This window comes from Thiopseudomonas sp. SA1F2-1K (genome assembly GCF_057443035.1).
In genome coordinates, this window is sequence record NZ_CM172014.1 from 836984 (window position 1) to 857208 (window position 20225).

At 49.7% G+C, this 20225-nt stretch carries 21 protein-coding genes; 17 read left to right on the forward strand and 4 right to left on the reverse strand.

Going from position 1 to position 20225, the window contains the following annotated elements; genetic code table 11:
• Window positions 1–33 precede the first annotated feature (33 nt).
• The 4 genes from AC2T15_RS03980 (at window position 34) to AC2T15_RS03995 (ending at window position 3137) form a co-directional block, all read left to right on the forward strand.
• Window positions 34–732, forward strand: coding sequence for a TetR family transcriptional regulator (locus AC2T15_RS03980; protein WP_486778801.1), 699 nt, complete (start codon window positions 34–36; stop codon window positions 730–732).
• Between the two features lie 33 nt (window positions 733–765).
• The gene (locus AC2T15_RS03985) at window positions 766–1248 is read left to right on the forward strand and encodes a L,D-transpeptidase (RefSeq protein ID WP_053103588.1); all 483 of its coding nucleotides are present in this window, start codon (window positions 766–768) and stop codon (window positions 1246–1248) included.
• 81 nt (window positions 1249–1329) lie between these two features.
• On the forward strand, window positions 1330–2376 hold the full coding sequence (gene nagZ, locus AC2T15_RS03990; protein ID WP_486778802.1) for a beta-N-acetylhexosaminidase: 1047 nt from the start codon (window positions 1330–1332) through the stop codon (window positions 2374–2376).
• 23 nt (window positions 2377–2399) lie between these two features.
• Complete coding sequence (locus tag AC2T15_RS03995) at window positions 2400–3137, forward strand: S-methyl-5'-thioinosine phosphorylase (RefSeq protein WP_053101638.1); 738 nt, start codon at window positions 2400–2402, stop codon at window positions 3135–3137.
• Between the two features lie 806 nt (window positions 3138–3943).
• Here the strand turns inward: AC2T15_RS03995 and AC2T15_RS04000 are convergent.
• The 4 genes from AC2T15_RS04000 to AC2T15_RS04015 form a co-directional block, all read right to left on the reverse strand.
• A complete protein-coding gene (locus AC2T15_RS04000; protein WP_053101639.1) occupies window positions 3944–5122 on the reverse strand; it encodes a vWA domain-containing protein in 1179 nt (392 codons plus the stop codon).
• Between the two features lie 49 nt (window positions 5123–5171).
• Window positions 5172–6017: an AAA family ATPase gene (locus tag AC2T15_RS04005; RefSeq protein WP_053101640.1), complete on the reverse strand. Its 846-nt coding sequence runs from the start codon at window positions 6015–6017 to the stop codon at window positions 5172–5174.
• 159 nt (window positions 6018–6176) lie between these two features.
• On the reverse strand, window positions 6177–7484 hold the full coding sequence (locus AC2T15_RS04010) for a bifunctional DedA family/phosphatase PAP2 family protein (protein WP_486778803.1): 1308 nt from the start codon (window positions 7482–7484) through the stop codon (window positions 6177–6179).
• Window positions 7477–8187, reverse strand: coding sequence for a DNA-3-methyladenine glycosylase (locus AC2T15_RS04015; protein ID WP_486779013.1), 711 nt, complete (start codon window positions 8185–8187; stop codon window positions 7477–7479). The genes AC2T15_RS04010 and AC2T15_RS04015 overlap by 8 nt, the downstream gene beginning before the upstream one ends.
• A 177-nt stretch (window positions 8188–8364) precedes the next feature.
• Here AC2T15_RS04015 and AC2T15_RS04020 point away from each other — a divergent pair, with 177 nt between their 5' ends.
• From AC2T15_RS04020 to AC2T15_RS04080, 13 genes are all read left to right on the forward strand, one after another.
• Window positions 8365–9642 carry a glutamate-5-semialdehyde dehydrogenase gene (locus AC2T15_RS04020; protein WP_486778804.1) on the forward strand — a complete coding sequence of 426 codons (1278 nt, stop codon included), beginning with the start codon at window positions 8365–8367 and terminating at the stop codon, window positions 9640–9642.
• Window positions 9635–10279 carry a nicotinate-nucleotide adenylyltransferase gene (gene nadD / locus AC2T15_RS04025; protein WP_486778805.1) on the forward strand — a complete coding sequence of 215 codons (645 nt, stop codon included), beginning with the start codon at window positions 9635–9637 and terminating at the stop codon, window positions 10277–10279. The genes AC2T15_RS04020 and nadD overlap by 8 nt, the downstream gene beginning before the upstream one ends.
• 18 nt (window positions 10280–10297) lie before the next feature.
• On the forward strand, window positions 10298–10660 hold the full coding sequence (gene rsfS / locus AC2T15_RS04030; RefSeq protein ID WP_053101644.1) for a ribosome silencing factor: 363 nt from the start codon (window positions 10298–10300) through the stop codon (window positions 10658–10660).
• A complete protein-coding gene (rlmH, locus tag AC2T15_RS04035; protein ID WP_486778806.1) occupies window positions 10660–11127 on the forward strand; it encodes a 23S rRNA (pseudouridine(1915)-N(3))-methyltransferase RlmH in 468 nt (155 codons plus the stop codon). Before rsfS ends, rlmH begins: the two co-directional genes overlap by 1 nt.
• Before the next feature lie 24 nt (window positions 11128–11151).
• Window positions 11152–13041, forward strand: a complete 1890-nt coding sequence (gene mrdA / locus AC2T15_RS04040; RefSeq protein ID WP_486778807.1) for a penicillin-binding protein 2 — start codon at window positions 11152–11154, stop codon at window positions 13039–13041.
• Complete coding sequence (gene rodA / locus AC2T15_RS04045; protein ID WP_286592774.1) at window positions 13038–14177, forward strand: rod shape-determining protein RodA; 1140 nt, start codon at window positions 13038–13040, stop codon at window positions 14175–14177. The genes mrdA and rodA overlap by 4 nt, the downstream gene beginning before the upstream one ends.
• A 41-nt stretch (window positions 14178–14218) precedes the next feature.
• Window positions 14219–15214: a lytic murein transglycosylase B gene (gene mltB, locus AC2T15_RS04050; RefSeq protein ID WP_486778808.1), complete on the forward strand. Its 996-nt coding sequence runs from the start codon at window positions 14219–14221 to the stop codon at window positions 15212–15214.
• Window positions 15215–15220: 6 nt separating this feature from the next.
• Window positions 15221–16213: a septal ring lytic transglycosylase RlpA family protein gene (locus tag AC2T15_RS04055; protein WP_486778809.1), complete on the forward strand. Its 993-nt coding sequence runs from the start codon at window positions 15221–15223 to the stop codon at window positions 16211–16213.
• Between the two features lie 95 nt (window positions 16214–16308).
• The gene (locus AC2T15_RS04060; protein WP_486778810.1) at window positions 16309–17469 is read left to right on the forward strand and encodes a D-alanyl-D-alanine carboxypeptidase family protein; all 1161 of its coding nucleotides are present in this window, start codon (window positions 16309–16311) and stop codon (window positions 17467–17469) included.
• Window positions 17470–17500: 31 nt separating this feature from the next.
• Window positions 17501–17782 carry a DUF493 domain-containing protein gene (locus AC2T15_RS04065; RefSeq protein WP_486778811.1) on the forward strand — a complete coding sequence of 94 codons (282 nt, stop codon included), beginning with the start codon at window positions 17501–17503 and terminating at the stop codon, window positions 17780–17782.
• Window positions 17783–18442: a lipoyl(octanoyl) transferase LipB gene (gene lipB, locus AC2T15_RS04070; protein WP_053101651.1), complete on the forward strand. Its 660-nt coding sequence runs from the start codon at window positions 17783–17785 to the stop codon at window positions 18440–18442.
• Window positions 18443–18447: 5 nt separating this feature from the next.
• The gene (gene lipA, locus AC2T15_RS04075; RefSeq protein WP_053101652.1) at window positions 18448–19413 is read left to right on the forward strand and encodes a lipoyl synthase; all 966 of its coding nucleotides are present in this window, start codon (window positions 18448–18450) and stop codon (window positions 19411–19413) included.
• An 89-nt stretch (window positions 19414–19502) separates the two neighbouring features.
• Window positions 19503–20111 carry a MiaE family protein gene (locus AC2T15_RS04080; protein WP_053101653.1) on the forward strand — a complete coding sequence of 203 codons (609 nt, stop codon included), beginning with the start codon at window positions 19503–19505 and terminating at the stop codon, window positions 20109–20111.
• Window positions 20112–20225 lie beyond the last annotated feature (114 nt).

Consider the following 20225-nt stretch of genomic DNA (forward strand, 5'->3'; position numbering starts at 1 on the left):
TTATTTTCTTTTTGTTTGACGGATTGGCGGTATATGGCGCAAGCAACCACAATGGAACGCATCTTAGATGCAGCAGAATTACTCTTTGCCGATAAAGGGTTTGAAGAAACCTCATTGCGTACCATAACCAGCAAGGCCAAAGTGAACTTAGCCGCAGTTAACTATCACTTTGGTTCGAAAAAAACTTTAATCCAAGCGGTGTTTAGCCGCTTTTTAGATCCTTTTTGCCAAGGCTTAGGCGCGCAACTGGATGCCTTAACCGAGCAGCAACTAGAACAACTCACCCTTGAGGATTTGCTGGCGCTGTTGGTCAAGCAAATGCTGGCAGTAGAGCCCCGCAGCGGCAATGATTTATCGATCTTTATGCGCTTATTGGGCTTGGCCTTTAGCCAAAGCCAGGGGCATTTACGTCGCTATTTGCAAGTCAACTATCATCAATTGTTTAAGCGCTACACCTTACTCTTAGTTAAGGTGGCGCCGAACTTACCGCCCTTAGAACTGTTCTGGCGGATTCACTTTATGATGGGCAGCGCGGTGTTTAGTATGTCGGGGATTAAAGCCTTGCGCGCCATGGCAGAAAATGATTTTCGGGTACAGGTATCAGTGGAGCAGGTGCTCAATATGATGGTGCCCTTTATGGCAGCAGGCTTGCGTGCTGAAAGTAGTTTGCAAGATCCCCAGTTGAAGCAGGCCCAGGTGGTACGTAACCTAACAGAGGGTACGAGGCGCTGAGTTAAGTTAATGGAAGCCAAGATGCAAAGCTCAATGATTAATCGCTTAGAAATATCTATTACCGAACAGCGCCTGCAAGGGTTTGCTGATGGGCAATTAGTCGCTGAGTACAGAGTATCGACCGCGTTAAATGGCCCCGGTGAGCAAAATGGCTCGGGTTGTACTCCACGGGGGCTACATTATGTGCGGGCTAAAATTGGTGCTGGCTTACCGGAAGGAGCCGTGCTGAAAGGGCGGCGCTGGACCGGCGAAATTTGCACCCCAGAACTTTATGCCGCAGCGCCTGAGCGCGACTGGATTTTGAGCCGTATTTTGTGGCTAAGTGGCTGTGAGCTGGGCAAAAATCGCTTAGGCACGGTGGATACCTTTCGCCGTTATATCTATTTGCACGGCACCCCCGATGCCGAACCGATGGGCGTTCCCCTCAGTCATGGTTGTGTGCGGATGCGTAATACTGACATTATCCAGTTATTTGAACAGCTCGCGGTGGGGTGTCAGGTGTTGATTCGCGAGTAATCGCAAAAAAATTATTACAGTTATCGTCCGCTTAGTGAGCATCTTGAGTACAGCGCTTAAGCGGAAGACTAAGGATTAATCATGCAAGGCTCGATTATTGTTGATGTGGCAGGTACTTGGCTAACTGCTGAAGATCGCCAGTTACTGCGTCAACCCGAAGTGGCGGGAATTATCTTATTTGCCCGTAATATTGAATCACCGGCGCAGGTCCGGGATCTGTGTCGTAGCGTTCGTCAGGTGCGGGCTGATTTACTGATCACCATTGATCAAGAAGGTGGCCGAGTCCAGCGCTTGCGGCGTGATACTGTGGCGTTACCGGCGATGGGGCGTTTGGGTGAGTTAGCCTTTCACTCGCAGACGCCAGTCAATCCAGCACAGGCTGCAGAACAGTTGAAAGCAGTACAGCAACTGGCCACCGCGTGTGGCTGGCTGATGGCCACTGAAGTGCTAAATGCAGGAATTGATTTTAGTTTTGCCCCGGTGCTCGATGTGGATTATGGGCGCAGCCAGGTCATTGGTGCCCGCAGTTTTGCCCATACGCCAGAGCAAGTTACCCCATTAGCGGGGGCCTTTATTCAAGGCATGGCTGAGGCGGGGATGCCAGCGGTGGGTAAACATTTTCCGGGTCATGGTTGGGCCGAAGCTGATTCCCACGTGGCCATTCCCTATGATGAGCGGAGCCTAGAGCAGATTAGTCAAAGTGATTTACAGCCCTTTGCCCAATTAGCACCCCGCTTAGCAGGGGTTATGCCAGCCCATGTGATTTATCCCCAAGTTGATACGCAGCCCGCTGGATTTTCTTCGGTCTGGTTACAACAGGTGCTGCGTCAGCAGTTAGGCTTTACTGGGGTGATTTTTAGCGATGATTTAGGCATGGCCGGTGCACAAGTTGCCGGTGGCGCGGCCGAGCGTGTGGCTGCCGCATTAGGCGCTGGCTGTGATGTCGGGCTGGTATGTAATGATCGCAGCGCGGCAGAACAAGCGTTGAGTTTTCTGCAACAAAATGCCATAGCGCCGTGCAGCAAGTTGGCTGCATTACAAGGGCGTTATGCTTATAATCCGGCCTATCGCCAAGCACCTCGCTGGCAGCAAGCGGTCACTTTATTACGCTCTGCGCAGCTAATTTAGCGCGCTTTTGTAAGGATGAGTCCATGAGTAAGTATGCAATTATTGGTGGCACCGGTTTAACCCAGTTAGAAGGCTTAAAAATTCAGCAAGCGACCTTGGTTGATACCCCCTACGGTGCGCCCTCGGCGGATATCTTGCGTGGCACCTATGCCGGTCGTGAGGTACTGTTCTTAGCTCGCCACGGTCATCCGCATCGCATTCCACCGCACCAGGTGAATTACCGTGCAAACCTGTGGGCATTACGCTCACTAGGCGCCGATAAAATTGTTGCGATTAATGCGGTGGGTGGCATTACCTCAGAGATGACCACTGGACAGCTATGTGTTCCCGATCAGATTATTGACTACACCTCAGGCCGTGAACATACGCTGTATGCAGGGGATTTGCAGCAGGTAACCCATGTCGATTTTAGTTACCCCTATGATGAAAATCTGCGTCGCTTATTGATTGCTGCAGTAGCTGCCTGTGGTTTTAGTTGCAGTAATCGTGGCGTATACGGCTGCACCCAAGGCCCACGCCTAGAAACCATCGCCGAAATAGCCCGTATGGAGCGCGATGGTTGCGATATCGTTGGTATGACGGGCATGCCTGAAACCGTATTAGCCCGCGAGTTAGGCCTGAGTTATGCCTGCTTATCCTTGGTGGTCAACCCAGCAGCGGGTAAATCTGAAGGCATTATCACCATGTCGCAAATCCAAGAAGCGCTAAACGGTGGCATGAGCAAAGTCAAAACCATCCTCCAGCACTTACTAAAAGCCTAAACTGGCAGCACAAGCGTTGTACCACATATCGCGCACCAACCAACTATAAACCACGTCGTGCCGGACCTGATCCGGCACCTCAACAACCAAAGCACGTTGTAGCTCAAATCTCCATGGATCCCGGGTCAAGCCCGGGAAGACGGGGTTGGGGTAGCGTGGTGTTTATGGCTCAGCAATCGTCATCCTTCCAACCCGCCATACTCTTAATCCGTCGTGCCGGATTTAGTCCGGTATTTCAGGACCTAATGCACGCCCGTGAACCCACGCACATCAAACCCCAACCCCCAATCGTCGTGCCGGACTTGATCCGGCACCTTGGGAATCAACGCACGTTGTAGCTCAACCCCCTATGGATCCCGGGTCAAGCCTGGGAAGACGGGGGTAGCGTGGTGTTTATGGCTCAGCAGTTGTCATTCTTCCAACCCGCCATACTCTCAATCCGTCGTGCCGGATTCAGTCCGGCACCTCAGGAGCCAACGCACGCCCGTGAACCCAGGTAAATCCAAGCCCTGCCACGAATCTATCCATACTTTGCGGCCTGAGATGCTGAAACAAGTTCAGCACGACGGGGATGTCTGGGCGGGTGGGGGTTAGTGCGTAGGGCGTGCATTTATGCACTGAAGCTAAAAGTTACACCAAGCTCAACTCTGTAAAGCAGATTAAAAACCACGTCGTGCCGGACCTGATCCGGCACCTCAGTAACCAACGCACGTTGTAGCTCAAACCACCATGGGTCCCGGGTCAAGCCCGGGAAGACGGGGTAAAGCGTAGGACAGGATGGGTAGAGGGGCGGAATCGCCCCTTGATCACTGCGCTAAATACTTCATGCCTTCTTCAAGGCCTTCAATGGTTAGCGGATACATCTTATCGTCGATTAACTCGCGGGTGAGTTGTGTCGACTGAGTATAGTGCCAAGTATGTTTGGGAAACGGATTCAGCCAAATGAGCTTTTTAAACTTCTCGGTGAAGCGTTGCATCCACACGTAACCCGCTTCTTCGTTCCAGTGCTCAACACTGCCGCCCGCTTGGGTGATTTCGTAAGGGGCCATGGCTGCATCACCGACGAAAATCACCTTATAGTCACTGCCATACTTATGCAACAAATCGAAGGTGGAATAACGCTCGGTGGCGCGGCGGAAGTTATTTTTCCAGACCGACTCATAAATAAAGTTATGAAAATAGAAATAATCCATGTGCTTAAACTCGGTTTTGCACGCAGAAAATAACTCTTCACAGACTTTAACGTGGGCATCCATAGAGCCACCAATATCAAATAACACCAGCAACTTAACGGTATTACGTCGCTCAGGGCGCATTTGGATATTTAACAGACCACCGTCTTTGGCGGTGTGATCAATGGTGCCATGCAGATCAAACTCATCGGCGGCGCCTTGGCGGGCAAACTTACGCAAGCGACGCAGGGCAACTTTAATGTTGCGCGTACCCAGTTCTACCTGATCATCTAGGTTACGGTATTCCCGCTGATCCCAGACTTTGAGCGCTCGGCCTTGGCGTTTGCCGGCATCACCTAGACGAAAGCCCTCAGGGTTATACCCACCAGAGCCAAAGGGGCTGGTGCCACCTGTACCAATCCACTTATTGCCGCCTTGGTGCTTATCTTTTTGCTCTTCTAAGCGCTTTTTAAACTCCTCAATCAGCTTATCTAAGCCGCCTAAGGACTGAATTTGCGCGCGCTCTTCGGGGCTTAGATGACGTTCAAACTCGCGGCGCAGCCATTCATCTGGAATCAACGCCTCAATATGCTGATCAAGGCTTTCAAGACCTTTAAAATAGGCAGCAAATGCCCGGTCAAATTTGTCGTAATGACGCTCGTCTTTGACTAAAATCGCGCGGGATAAGTAGTAAAACTCATCCATATCGGCAAATACCACGTTATGCTTCAGCGCGTTAATTAAGTCTAATAACTCCCGCACGGAAACCGGCACTTTGGCGGCACGCATTTCATTAAATAAGTTCAATAACACCTAAAGGGCCTCGCAAGTCAATGGCTTTGAGCTAAGCGCTAGGCACCCCTTAGCGTTGGGTGCGGCGGCTCATAAAGGCTAAACGTTGCAGCAAGGTCACATCTTGCTCATTTTTTACCAAGGCACCGGCCAGTGGCGGAATGGCTTTGGTGGTATCGCGCTCACGCAGCACATCGGCGGTGATATTGTCGGCCATGAGCAGTTTTAACCAGTCCACCAGTTCGCTAGTTGAAGGTTTTTTCTTTAAGCCAGGCACATTACGGATATCAAAGAACACTTCTAAGGCTTCGTTAACCAATTCTTGGCTAATGCCTGGATAGTGTACGTCGACAATTTTTTGCAAAGTATCGCGATCAGGGAAGGCAATGTAATGGAAGAAGCAGCGACGCAAGAAGGCGTCGGGTAATTCTTTTTCGTTATTCGAAGTGATAATAATAATCGGGCGGTTTTTGGCTTTAATGGTTTCATCGGTCTCGTAGACGTAGAATTCCATTTTATCGATTTCTTGCAGCAGGTCGTTGGGGAACTCGATATCGGCTTTATCGATTTCATCAATCAGCAAAATAACGCGCTTATCGGCTTCAAAGGCTTCCCACAACTTGCCCTTATTGATGTAGTTACGTACATCGTGAACTTTTTCTGAGTTAAGCTGAGAATCGCGTAAACGGCTGACCGCATCGTACTCATAGAGTCCTTGATGGGCCTTGGTGGTGGATTTGATATGCCAAGTAATTAACTCGGTATCAAAGGCTTCGGCTAATTGTTCAGCCAGCATAGTTTTACCGGTTCCTGGCTCACCTTTAACCAGTAACGGGCGCTGCAAAGTAATGGCTGCGTTAACCGCCAGTTTAAGATCTTCGGTTGCCACATAGGATTCTGTGCCAGCAAACTTCATACAAAACCTCATACACATAAAGGCGTTAGAGCGCCAATCAATCAACAGGAAAGCCCAAACTATACGTGGCTTGGGCTAAAAAGTGAACGCGCAGCGCTTTTTAGTCACGCTAATCTACGCTGTAGCCAGACCTGCTTGCTGGGTTTAGTCCAGGTTAGCTTAGTACTGATACAGGACAAGGGATTGGGCCAGATTCCAGTGGGTAAAGATCAGTAAACTGAAGACCATTACCGCCCCGACAATTGACCACTGGCGCTTATCTAAAGCGGCCATCGGTTGCTCCCACTGCATAATGGCTAACCACACAGCGCTGCTTAAGCTAGCTAAAATGGCCCCAGCAATCACATCAGTCGGCCAGTGGGCACCCAAATAAACCCTAGAGATCGCAATTAGGCAAGCCGGCACCGCGGCAATCGCTAGCCAAATTAAACGGCCGCGGGGGATTTGCTCGCGTCCGGCTAAAACCCCCAGTGCTAAACATAAGGCAAAGCCTGCAGCGGTGTGGCCGCTAGGAAAACTAAAGCCAGATAGGGGCTCAATCAGTAACTCGGGGCGGGGGCGGGTGATTAGGTGCTTAAGTAAGGTGTTAAGCACAGTGGCGCTTAAGGTAACCAAGCCCACATATAAAGCAGCGCGATACCGTTTTAACAGCCAGAGGGTGCTGCAAATTAATCCAATTAACGGCACCTGGGTTTGGATATCGGCCAGTTTCGTCAGTTGCACCATGAATCGATCCAGCCCGCTGGAGCGAATCAGTTGTAATGATTGATGCAGATGGAGATCAAACACGGCCAGATAACGCCAGCCAATCACCAATGCCAGTAAGCTCAACAAACAGGCAATCGCAGCTGTAATACTGGCCCAGCGGTGCTGGCGCAGACTGCCATAGCTGGCCAAACCAATTAAACAGCAAACAATAGTTAATACGCTAAGTGCTTCCGGCCAAAAGTGTTCGGGGGTCGGGTGATCTAAGGCGGCTCCCACTAACCAACCAGGCACTGAGTAGGCGATCGCCCAGCCTAGTGCTGCCAGCAAACTGATCGCGATAAACTTAGCTTTAGACATATCCAACATGCCAGCAGTCATTGGCAAAATAGGCCGCAAAGGCCCAATAAAGCGGCCAATCAATAAGCTAACAGCCCCAAAGCGCTCGAAATAAACTTGGGCATGGCTTAGCCATTCAGGATGGGTACGAATTAACGGAAGCTTAGCAATGCTGGTTTTAAAACGCTGGCCAAACCAAAACGACAGGATGTCGCCCAGTAAACCGCCTAGCCAGGCGGCAGCAATCACTTGCCACAGGGGTAGCTGATGAGCGCCGGCGAGCGCGGTGATCGCCATCATCAAGACGACGCCGGGCAGAATAATACCGACTAAAGCCAAGCACTCTAAAAAAGCCACGATAAAAATACTTAAGTGCAGCCAGTGCGGGTTAGCACTTAGCCATGCAGTAAGGGTGTCAAGCATGGGGGGAAACCACCGTATAATCTAAGCCTTCTAGCTGACCACGGCGCAGCGGATTTTGGGTGGCAAAACGTGCAAAGTCGGCATCTACAAAGCGATAAAACAAATGCTCATCTCGTCCTTGAGGGATTCCTAAGCGGCGAGTACGAATAATCTGTGAGGGAAGCAGACCACAATCTTCAACAAAAAGTCGCTGGTAATCAAATGCCTGAGCGTCCCATTCAGGTACGGTTAAGCCTAAGCTCCTACACAGCAAAGTTTGTCCGGCGCATAATCGCTCCTTGGGACGTGGGCCTGCGGCGGGATTGGCCGGTGGATTATTAGCTTGCATTTGTGGCAAGCACAGCGCTTGGGGCGAGGCCTGATCAAAGTAAGGAAAGCCGGACTTAATCAGCACCGCATTGCCAGGGCCTTGGGCGCTAAAGTTGATCGAATCCTTGCCCCGAGCGTAGTACATATAAATAGTGCCACCTGGCATAAACAGCGCTTTGCGTTTTTCGGTGTAACCCAAGGAGGAGTGGCTGCCTTTCTCGGCCAAATAGTAGGCTTCGGTTTCAATGATGCGTGCACTTAACCACAACCCCGATGGATGCTTAAAGCGAATGACACAGCCCAGCAAGTCCTGGGCCAAGCGTTGTGCGTCGCGCTGAAAAAAGCCAGCAGCTAGGGGATAAGCCGTCCAAGGCAAAGCATGTGCAGCGAGGATTTGGGGAAAACGTTGATAGTGCGGACGAGTCAAGATAGAGGAGGCTCCTAGTCAGCGGTGAACCGGTAATAAAGATCAGTTTTATGGGGCATAGACCGAGGATAAACTCTTTTGTGCGTTTCCTGTTGTACATGGCTATAATCCCAGCTCCGATCACCTTGAGATGAGAGTTAATCCATGACTGAGTCCGTTCTCGATTATATGCAGCGTTTAGGTCAAAGTGCACGCTTGGCGTCACGGGTATTAGCCACGGCAGCCACCGCGCAAAAAAATCAGGCGCTCTTAGCCGCTGCCACAGCGTTAGATAAAGCCCGCGAGCAGGTTTTAGCGGCCAATGCCGAAGATATGGCCAAAGGCCGTGAGAACGGATTAGACGAGGCGATGTTAGATCGCTTAATGCTCAATGAGGCGCGCATTGATGAGATGATCGAAGGCTTGCAGCAGGTGGCCAGCTTGCCGGATCCGATTGGTGAAATTCAGGATATGCGCTATGTGCCCTCAGGCATTCAGCTGGGGAAAATGCGGGTTCCGTTAGGGGTGATTGGTATTATTTATGAGTCGCGGCCCAACGTGACCATGGAAGCCGCCAGCCTGTGCTTAAAATCCGGTAATGCCACTATTTTGCGCGGCGGCTCTGAAGCGATTCATTCTAACCAAGCGCTTGCCCAGTGCATTAGCCAAGGCTTAGCCGCTGCCGGGTTACCAGAAACTGCGGTGCAGGTGGTAAAGACCACTGATCGCGCGGCGGTGGGGGCAATGATTACCATGCCTGAATACGTGGATGTGATAGTGCCACGCGGTGGTAAAGGTTTGGTTGAGCGGATTAATCGTGATGCGAAAGTGCCAGTGATTAAGCACCTTGATGGGGTGTGCCATGTTTACATTGATCAGGCGGCAGATGACGCTAAAGCGATTCGAATTGCCGATAACGCCAAAACTCAACGCTACGCGCCTTGCAATGCCATGGAAACCTTATTGGTTCATCCCAGTAAGGTTGATAGCGTGTTACGGCCTTTGGCCGAGCTGTTGCTCAATAAAGGGGTAGAGCTACGGGTGTGCCCAAGAACCATGGCACTGTTAGCTGATCAATATGGGCCGGCCTTAACCGCAGCCAGTGACGAGGATTGGTACGCCGAATACAACGCACCGATTTTAGCGATTAAACTGGTGGATGATTTACAAGCGGCCATTGAGCATATTAACCACTTTGGTTCACACCACACGGATACCATAGTGACGGAAAACTTTACCGATGCGCGCCACTTTTTAACCGCAGTGGATTCCAGCTCGGTGATGATTAACGCCTCTACGCGCTTTGCCGATGGCTTTGAGTATGGGTTAGGCGCAGAGATTGGCATCTCTACCGATAAACTGCATGCCCGTGGTCCGGTTGGCTTGCTGGGGTTAACCAGTGAGAAGTACGTGGTCTTTGGTGATGGACACATTCGTGGCTAAACGCATTGGCTTGCTCGGTGGCACCTTTGATCCGGTGCATATCGGGCATTTGCGTAGTGCGCTTGAGGTGGCCGAAGCCTATAAGCTTGATGAGCTACGTTTGATCCCCAGTGCCCAGCCGCCGCACCGTGAAACGCCGATGGTGAGTGCTGAGCAACGCTTAGCCATGGTGCAATTAGCGGTGGCTAAGGTGCCGGTGTTGACGGTGGATGATCGTGAATTAAAACGAAATAAACCCTCGTGGACCATAGATACCTTGCTATCATTGCGCGCTGAACTGGCAACTGATGATCAACTGCTGTTGCTGTTGGGCTGGGATGCCTTTTGTGGCTTACCCAGCTGGCATCAGTGGCAGTCACTGTTAACCCATTGCCACATTGTGGTGTTGCAGCGGCCAGATGCCGATACTGAAGCACCGCAAGTGCTTAAAGATTTGGTGGCGGCCAAATCGGTGGCTAATGTGAATGCTTTGCAGGGTGCCAGTGGGCAAATAGCCTTTGTCTGGCAAACCCCCTTGGCTATTTCCGCGACCCAGATTCGCCAGCGTTTAGCCGCTGGGCAATCGGCCCAATTTCTGGTGCCCGATGCCGTATTAGACTATATCGATACCCATCGCCTGTATCGGGCGATGACTTAATTTAGAGAAAGAGAATTTATGCAAACTGAGCAACTGGTTGAAATCGTAGTAGACGCCTTAGAAGAGTTAAAAGGTAAAGACATTACGGTAATTAATGTTCGGGGTAAAACCAGTGTGACTGATGTAATGGTAATCGCGAGCGGTGCTTCTAACCGTCAAGTTAAAGCCATGGCTGAGAACGTACTGGAAAAAGTTAAAGCCCAAGGGGTAAAACCTTTAGGTAACGAAGGGTTAAGCGAAGGCGAGTGGGCCTTACTGGATCTGAATGACGTGGTGGTGCATGTCATGCAACCGGCTACCCGTGAGTTTTATGACTTAGAGCGTCTGTGGCAAGGTACGGCTGAAAGTCGCGAGCAACAGGCTGAAGTGAGCCAGTCTTAATGCGGATTCGGCTAATTGCAGTGGGCGGTAAAATGCCGCGCTGGGTAGAAATGGGCTGGCAAGAGTACGTAAAACGCTTGCCCCCAGAAATTACCCTTGAGCTGGTGGAAATTCCACTCTCGACTCGCGGTAAAAATACTGATGTGCAGCGCCTGATTCGTCAAGAAGGTGCGGCTATGCTGGCTAAGGTACAGCCCGGTGAGCGGGTGGTGACCTTGGAAGTAGAAGGCAAACCCTGGAGTACCGAGCAATTAGCCGAGCAATTAGATGCTTGGCGCTTGGATGCACGCACGGTGAACTTAATGGTGGGTGGCCCTGAGGGCTTGGCGCCTGAAGTCTGTGCTAAAAGCGAGCAGCGCTGGTCGTTGTCGCCATTAACGTTGCCCCATCCGCTGGTGCGGGTGTTGTTAGGTGAGCAAATCTATCGAGCATGGACCGTTCTAGCGGGACATCCTTACCACAAATAATCACTAGCCGAAGATGAGTGCTGCATGACGTCTCCGATTCGCTTAAAAGATCATGAGCGAGATGCCAGGTTAATTGGTCAGCGATTAGCCATAGGGGCAGGCTTGGTGGTAGTAGTGCTGGTGATACTGCTGGCGCGGATGTATTACTTGCAGGTCATTCAGTATGAGCATCATTCAACCCTAGCTGAAAATAACCGGATTCATGTGCAGCCCTTGCCACCGGCCCGGGGCTTAATTTACGACCGTAACGGGGTAATTCTGGCTGATAACCGCCCAAGTTTTAGTTTAACGCTGACCCGTGAGCGGGCCGGTGACTGGCCGGCGGTATTAGATACCTTGGTTGAGGTGTTAGAGCTGACGGAAGAAGACCGTGAACTGTTTGAGCGCCGGGTACGCCAAGGGCGGCGCGCTTTTGAGCCGATTCCGATTCTATTTGAGCTAGATGAGCAGCAAATTGCCTTAATTGCGGTTAATCAGTTTCGATTGCCGGGGGTCGAGGTGGATGTCAAGCTGGTGCGAACTTACCCGCAAAAAGAGCATTTTGCCCACTCGGTGGGTTATGTTGGGCGAATTAATGAACGGGACCTCAAGCGCATTGATAATGTGGCCTACAGCGGTACTCACCATATCGGTAAAACCGGCCTTGAGCGTTTTTATGAAGAGCAATTACATGGGCAAGTGGGCTACGAAGAGGTAGAGACCAATGCCCGAGGGCGAGTGCTGCGGGTACTCAATCGAGTCGAGGCGGTTTCTGGCCAAGACTTACATCTAACCCTTGACGTTAAGTTACAAGAAGCCGCCGAGAAAGCCTTAGCTGATCGTCGTGGGGCGATTGTGGTGATTGAGGTTAACACCGGTGAAGTGTTGGCCATGGTCAGTCAGCCAAGCTTTGATCCTAACCCGTTTGTTACTGGCATTGGTTTTAAAGCCTATGCTGAGCTGCGCGATTCGCCAGACCAACCACTGTATAACCGTATTTTACGCGGACTGTATCCGCCAGGCTCGACCATTAAACCGATGATCGCTGCCGCTGCTTTAGATGCGGGGGTGATCACTGGCACCAGTCGGGTGTTTGATCCTGGATTTTATCAGCTGCCCAATAACAGCCATAAATTTCGTAACTGGAACCGCTGGGGCGATGGTTGGGTGAGTTTAGATTTAGCCTTAGCCCGCTCCAATGATACCTATTTTTATGACCTAGCCCACCGTATGGGGGTTGATCGTTTACATGAATACATGACTCGCTTTGGTTTTGGTCGGCGGGTAGCTTTGGATATGTTTGAAGAGACCGGCGGCATTATGCCGTCTCGGGAATGGAAGCGCGCTCGGTTTAAGCAGGTATGGTACCCGGGAGAAACCCTGATTTTAGGCATTGGTCAGGGTTATATGCTGTCGACGCCGTTACAGTTGGCCCAAGCGACGGTATTGATGGCCACCAATGGGGTGTGGCGGCGTCCGCGCTTAGCCCGCTTGATTGGCGATCAACCACCGGTAGATCCCGAGCCAATTGCTGATATTGTGTTTAAAGACGCTAGCAGCTGGACTTTAGCTAAGCGCGGTATGGAATCAGTAGTACATGGTGCGCGGGGGACAGCACGTAAGGTTGGGCAAAATGCTGCCTATCGGATTGCCGGTAAAAGTGGTACTGCCCAGGTAGTAGCGATTAAGCAGGGCGAGCGTTATAACCGTAACAAATTAAATGAGCGTTACCGTGACCATGCGCTATTTGTCGCCTATGCACCCGCTGATCGTCCTGAAATTGCCGTGTCGGTGATGATTGAAAATGGTGAGTCAGGCTCAGGGGTGGCGGGGCCAGTGGCAAAGCAAGTCATGGATGCTTGGCTATTAGATGCTCGGGGGCAATTAAAGGAAGCGTTTCGCCAGCCACGTACTCCAGCTGAGGTGCAGCCATGAATCGTAATTTTGATCGTTACTTACCTGAAGGTGATGTGTTATTGCGTCATCGTAGCTGGTTAGCGCGTTTACACATTGATGGTTGGCTTTTATTGTTATTGCTGATCTTGGTCTGTGCCGGTCTGTTTGTGTTGTATTCAGCTAGCAGTAAAAACACTGACTTATTGGTTAAGCAAGCGGTTTCTTTTGGTTTGGGCATAGCCTTAATGCTGGCTATTGCTCAGTTTGAGCCGCGTTTTTTAGCCCGTTGGAGTTTGCTTGGCTACGGCATTGGCGTGACCTTATTGGGTGTGGTTGAAGTCATGGGGCATAACGCCATGGGGGCTACCCGCTGGATTAATATTCCGGGGGTGATTCGTTTCCAGCCTGCTGAATTAATGAAGCTGGTTATGCCGATCACCATTGCTTGGTACATTTCGCAATATAATTTACCGCCACGTTTTAAACATTTACTGGTTTCATTGGTCTTGATCGCCGTGCCTTTTGCTTTAATTGCTCGGCAACCAGACTTAGGTACAGCACTTTTGATCTCAGCCTCTGGGATTTTTGTGTTGTTTTTAGCCGGTTTGCGCTGGCAGTGGATTGTTTCAGCAATTGCCGCGGTAGTGCCTCTTGCTGTTATCATGTGGCTGTTTTTTTTACGCAGTTATCAGAAGCAGCGGGTACTCACTTTTTTAAATCCTGAGTCGGATCCTTTAGGCAGTGGTTGGAATATTATTCAGTCGAAAGCCGCGATTGGCTCAGGTGGAATTTGGGGTAAAGGTTGGCTGCATGGTACTCAATCACATTTAGATTTTTTACCTGAAAGTCATACCGACTTTATTGTGGCAGTGCTAGGCGAAGAGTTTGGCTTGATAGGGATTGTGTTGTTGTTGGCGGTCTATGGGTTAATTATTTTTCGCGGGTTGCGGATTGCTCAACAGGCACAAACCTTGTTTGGCAAGTTATTGGCCGGTTCTATTACCCTGACGTTCTTTGTTTATGTGTTGGTAAATATTGGTATGGTAAGTGGCTTATTGCCTGTAGTGGGTGTGCCATTACCTTTTATTAGTTACGGTGGTACTTCTATTGTGACGCTCTTAGCTGGCTTTGGCTTGTTAATGGCAGTGCACACTCACCGTAAATGGATTACGTAAACTGATTTAAGGTTTTGTTAATGCAAGGTGTAACGTTTAACATGAAAAAAATTATTTTATCTCTGGCATTAACGTCCGGAGCTGCGTTTGCTGCGGCTTCTGCAAGTGCCGCTGATAACTATGCGGCCGGTAATCCATTAGTGGATGAATTTATTCAGGAGATGGCTGCGGAACATGGCTTTATTCCTGAGTCACTGCACAAAGTATTTGCAGAGGCTAATAAGAAACAAAATATTTTGCATGCTATCTCACGGCCTGCCGAGCGGGTAAAAACCTGGAAAGAATATCGCCCAATCTTTATCACCCAGCAGCGGATTGACCGGGGTTTACAGTTTTGGCAGAAAAATCATGAGGCCTTAGCCCGTGCTGAAGCAGAGTACGGTGTGCCTGCGGAGTATATTGTAGCGATTATTGGGGTTGAAACTATGTACGGTGGTAATACCGGAGGGCACCGAGTGATTGATGCCTTATCGACCTTAAGTTTTGATTATCCGCCCCGGGCACCATTTTTCCGCGGACAGTTAAAAGAGTTTTTACTGCTAACCCGGGAAGAGCAAATTAATCCCTTGGTACCGACCGGTTCCTATGCCGGCGCTATGGGGTTACCGCAGTTTATGCCCGGTAGTTTCCGTGCTTATGCGGTAGACTTTGACCATGACGGTCACATTGATATCTGGACCAATCCAACCGATGCGATCGGCAGTGTTGCCAACTACTTTATCAAGCATAAATGGCAACCCGGTGAAGCAGTGGTGGTGCGGGCTAAAGTCAGTGGTGACAAGGTAGATCAAGGCTTAGGCGAAAAAATTGATGACACTAAAAGTGTCGCTGAACTGGCCAAGCTGGGCTGGCAGCCAGAAAAACCATTGCCTGCAGACTTACAGGTAATGACCTTCAAGTTTGAGGGGGTAAAAGGCACTGAATATTGGATGGGATTACAAAACTTCAATACGATTACCCGCTATAACCGCAGCACCATGTACTCCATGGCGGTGCATGATTTAGCTCAATTAATTAAAAAAGCACGTAAGGATTAATCATCGATGCTTAAACCCGCTTTTCAAGTGCTGGCTTTATCTGCCTTGAGCCTAGCACTCATTAGCTGTAGTACTAAAACCACGCAACAACCAGGGGCCACAACCTCGGGTAAAGCTGCAGGAATTAGCGGTCCTAATAATTTTAAGCGGCCAGGTAATGATGGGGCGCCCTGGTGGGATGTGGATATGTCTAATATCCCTGATGCAGTGCCAATGCCCCATACCGGTAACTTTAAAGCCAGCCCCTATGTGGTTTTTGGCAAGCAGTATGTCCCGATTCAAAATGCTCATAATTATCGCGAAGAGGGAACGGCTTCTTGGTATGGCACTAAGTTCCATGGACAAAATACCGCCAATGGGGAAGTCTATGATTTGTACGGCATGACCGCCGCGCATAAAACCTTGCCCTTACCCAGCTATGTGAAGGTCACTAATTTAGATAATGGTAAGCAGGTTACGTTGCGGGTTAATGACCGCGGCCCCTTTTACTCGGATCGTATTATTGATCTATCCTTTGCTGCAGCTAAGCGATTAGGTTATGCCGAGAAAGGTGTAGCGCGAGTGCGAGTAGAAGGAATTGATCCTGTGGCGTGGTGGGCAGCCCGTGGACAACCGGTGCCGAGCGGGCTTACCGATGCACATTTAGCTAAGGTGCAGGTGCCAGAGCCTGCACCTGGAACGACAGAGGTTTATACTCCGCCAGTGACCCAGCATGCGGGAGCCTTATTGCCGCTACAGGTGTCTGAGTCAGCATTAGAGCGTCCTGGGCATTATTTGCAGATGGGTGCTTTTGCCAATCCTGATGCCGCGCAGTTGCTCCGTGATAAACTGGCGCAACATGTAGAGGTGCCGGTCGAGGTGAGCTCAATTGCCCGCGATAATCAGGTGCTGCATCGTGTGCGCATGGGGCCAGTAAACTCTCGTTTACAGGCTGAACAATTGCAGCAACAATTAGCTGCTGCAGCATTAGGTGCTGGAACCGTAGTAGATATTAATTAATGGTGGAGAATCTTTAGTCCTTGTGCTGTAAGTAGTTAAACAAGGCAAAGGTTAGCAACGGAATAATAACTTCATTTATTGTGAAAAGAGTAAGCATGAAAATAACTCAGTATGTAAAACACTTATTTTTTGCAGCGAGTGTTGTAGTAGCTCCTGCTACCTGGGCAAATACCTCAGCGGTACCGGCTATGCCAGAGCTGGCAGCGAAGTCTTACGTACTGATGGATGCGGTGACTGGGCAGGTGATTGTTGAGCATAATGCCGACGAGCCATTACCACCGGCCAGTTTAACCAAGCTGATGACCTCATATATTGCCACCCAAGAAATTAAAGAGGGCAAATTAGCAGAGTCTGATTTGGTGACGGTCAGTGAAAAAGCCTGGCGGACCGGCGGCTCGCGAATGTTTATTAAAGTGGGCAGCCAAGTCTCGGTTGAGGATTTATTACGCGGAATTATTATTCAGTCCGGTAATGATGCCAGCGTTGCGTTAGCGGAGCATTTAGCCGGTACCGAAGAGGCCTTTGCCGAAGTGATGAACCGTAAAGCCAACAAATTAGGCTTGCGCAATACTCACTTTAAAAATGCCACTGGCTTGCCAGCACCGGATCATTATTCCTCAGCGATGGATATGGCCAAGTTATCACGGGCGATTATTTATGATGATCCTGCCCATTACGCATTGTATGCGGAAAAAGAATTTACCTGGAATGGCATTAAGCAGCCCAACCGTAACCTTTTGCTGTGGCGTGATAGCTCGGTAGATGGCTTAAAAACCGGGCATACCGATGAAGCGGGGTATTGCTTAGTGGCTTCTGCAGTACGCGATGACATGCGTTTAATTGCTTCAGTGTTTGGTACCACTAGCGAAGCCTCGCGCGCCGCTGAAACACAAAAGCTGCTAACCTATGGCTTTCGTTTCTATGAAGGTAAAACCTTTTACCGTAAAGGCACTTCGATGGCCGATGCGCGGGTTTGGAAAGGTCAAACTGATCAGCTGAAAGTGGGCACAGCAACTGATTTGGCGGTAACCTTACCCCGTGGTCAAGCGGAAAAAGTAGTGCTTAACATGAATTTACAGCCTCAATTAGTTGCACCGATTGCTGCTGGTGATGTGGTGGGCACAGTGGATGTCATGTTAGAAGATAAAGTCTTAAAAACAGAGAATGTGATCGCCTTAGAGGCCATTGAAGAAGCGGGTTTCTTTGGTCGTTTATGGGATAGTATTCGTTTGTTTTTTGCTGGTTTATTCAACTAATTAAAGGTAGCTGTACTTAAGCTAAAATACTATGACTGATACTGAACAGGTTGCACCTCCTAAAATTGAATTTCCTTGTGAGCATTATCCGGTAAAAATTATCGGTGATAATCGCCCAGGCTTTCAAACAATTGTGCTTGAGATTGTTGAACGTCACGCTCCTGGTTTTGATATTGAAACCTTAGTTAAGCGTGACAGCAGCAATGGTCGTTACTTATCGATTCAAGTGCATATTACCGCCCACAGCATTGAGCAGCTGCAAAAAATCAATGAAGAGCTACGGGCTACCGGCCTAGTTAAAATGGTGCTATAAATGAATCATTTGGGGGTTCGGCAGTTAGGGCTGGTTGACTATGAAACTGCTTGGCATGCCATGCAGCGTTTCACTGATCAGCGTACCGCCGATACCCTCGATGAGCTGTGGCTGCTTGAGCATCCAGCCGTATTTACCCAAGGACAAGCCGGTAAAGCCGAGCATCTCTTAGCGCCAGGGAATATTCCTGTGGTGCAAGTCGATCGCGGCGGTCAAGTCACTTATCATGGGCCGGGTCAGCTAGTGGCGTATTTTCTGTTGGACGTACGGCGTAAGCAGTTAGGAGTGCGCGATCTGGTGTCACGGATTGAGCAGATTCTGGTTGACTTATTGGCCGCTTATCAGCTTAGCGCCTATGCCAAGCCCGATGCACCTGGGGTGTATATTGATCAAGCCAGTGGGCAGGCGGCTAAAATTGCCTCGTTAGGTCTGCGAATTCGCCGAGGCTGTTCATTTCATGGCTTAGCGCTAAATGTGGATATGGATTTATCGCCTTTTCAGCGGATTAATCCTTGCGGTTATGCGGGCATGCAAATGATTCAGTTAGCCAGCCAAACCACCAGTCCGGTGAGCATGCAGCAGGTACAACAGCAGTTGATTTCGCTTGTTGTAGAACATCTTGAATACTCGAATTATCAGCCGTTAGCGGCGGAGTTATAGCTTTTATGTCCAGTGCAGAAACCAGCAGTCCGAAAAAAGTAGAAGCCGGCGTTAAGCTGCGTGGAGCAGATAAGGTTGCGCGCATTCCAATTAAGGTGATTCCTACCGATGAACTACCGCGGAAACCTGATTGGATTCGGGTGCGGGTGCCAGTATCGCCAGAAATTGACGCAATTAAACAGACTTTGCGCAAACATAAGTTGCATAGCGTCTGCGAAGAAGCTTCCTGCCCGAACTTAGGCGAGTGTTTCTCAGGGGGTACTGCCACCTTTATGATTATGGGTGATATTTGCACCCGTCGTTGTCCGTTTTGTGATGTGGGGCATGGTCGGCCAAAACCCTTGGATGAAAATGAACCGCGTAATTTAGCGGTCGCTATTGCCGAAATGAAGCTCAAGTATGTGGTGATCACCTCAGTTGATCGGGACGACTTGCGTGACGGTGGGGCCCAGCACTTTGCCGACTGTATTCGCGAGATTCGCGCCTTATCGCCAACGATTGAGTTGGAAACTTTGGTGCCGGATTACCGTGGGCGGATGGATATTGCCCTTGAAATTACTGCAGCAACTCCGCCTGATGTATTTAACCATAACTTAGAGACGGTGCCGCGTTTATATAAAGCTGCGCGTCCTGGCTCTGATTATGCCTGGTCACTGAATCTGCTCAAGCGCTTTAAAGAGCTGGTGCCGAATGTGCCCACCAAGTCAGGTTTAATGCTTGGCTTAGGTGAGACCGATGAGGAAGTGATTGAGGTCATGCGTGATATGCGTGCCCATAACATTGACATGTTAACCCTCGGTCAATATTTACAGCCATCGCGTGATCACTTAGCCGTCCAGCGTTTTGTGCATCCCGATACCTTTAAATGGTTTGCAGAAGAGGGACTAAAAATGGGCTTTAAGAACGTTGCTTCTGGGCCTTTAGTACGTTCTTCTTACCATGCTGATGAGCAAGCTAAACAGGTTGAGTGATTTTTAACGAATCACCCATAATGAGGCTAAGGCTAAATATTTTTACTGAGCCTTAGCCTGAGCGTGATTGAAAACTATGAGTGAGTGTTGTGACGACTGAATTAGCCCCTGAGTTAATTGAATTTTTACCTTGCCCAACCCCCAAAGCTTGGATTGAACAGGCTTTGGAGCACCAAGAGTTATTGCTGATTGATCACGCTAACTGCGAGAAAAAAGCGGCCGGCACGGCGATGACTTTAATGTTTCGCTACGCGGAAAAAGAGCAGTTACAGCAAAAGCTATCCCGTTTAGCTCGGGAAGAGTTGCGTCACTTTGAGCAAGTCACCGCGTTGATGAAAAAGCGCGGTATTAAGTATCGCCAGCTGAGTGCTTCCTTGTACGCCCAGCGCCTGCATCAGCATATTCGCAGCCAAGAACCTGAGCGCTTGATTGATACCTTAATTGTTGGTGCTTTTATTGAGGCACGCTCGTGCGAGCGGTTTTATCAGTTAGCGCCGTATTTGGATGAAGAACTAGCCAAATTTTATCGTTCCTTACTGAAAACTGAAATGCGTCATTACCAAGATTATTTAAATATGGCTGAGCTGTATGCCAAAGAGCCCATTGAGCCGCGGATTGCTTTTTTTAAGGAAAAAGAGCAGGAGGCTATTTTAACGCCGGATGAAAAGTTTCGCTTTCACAGTGGAGCGGCGGCTTAGATTAGCAAACTGTTTTAATGGATCGAGTAAAAAGCGCCGTAATTGGCGTTTTTTGCTTTCTAGTTAGCAGATTATTTAGCCCGATTCGCCTTTTGCTGCAATCTCTGCGATAGT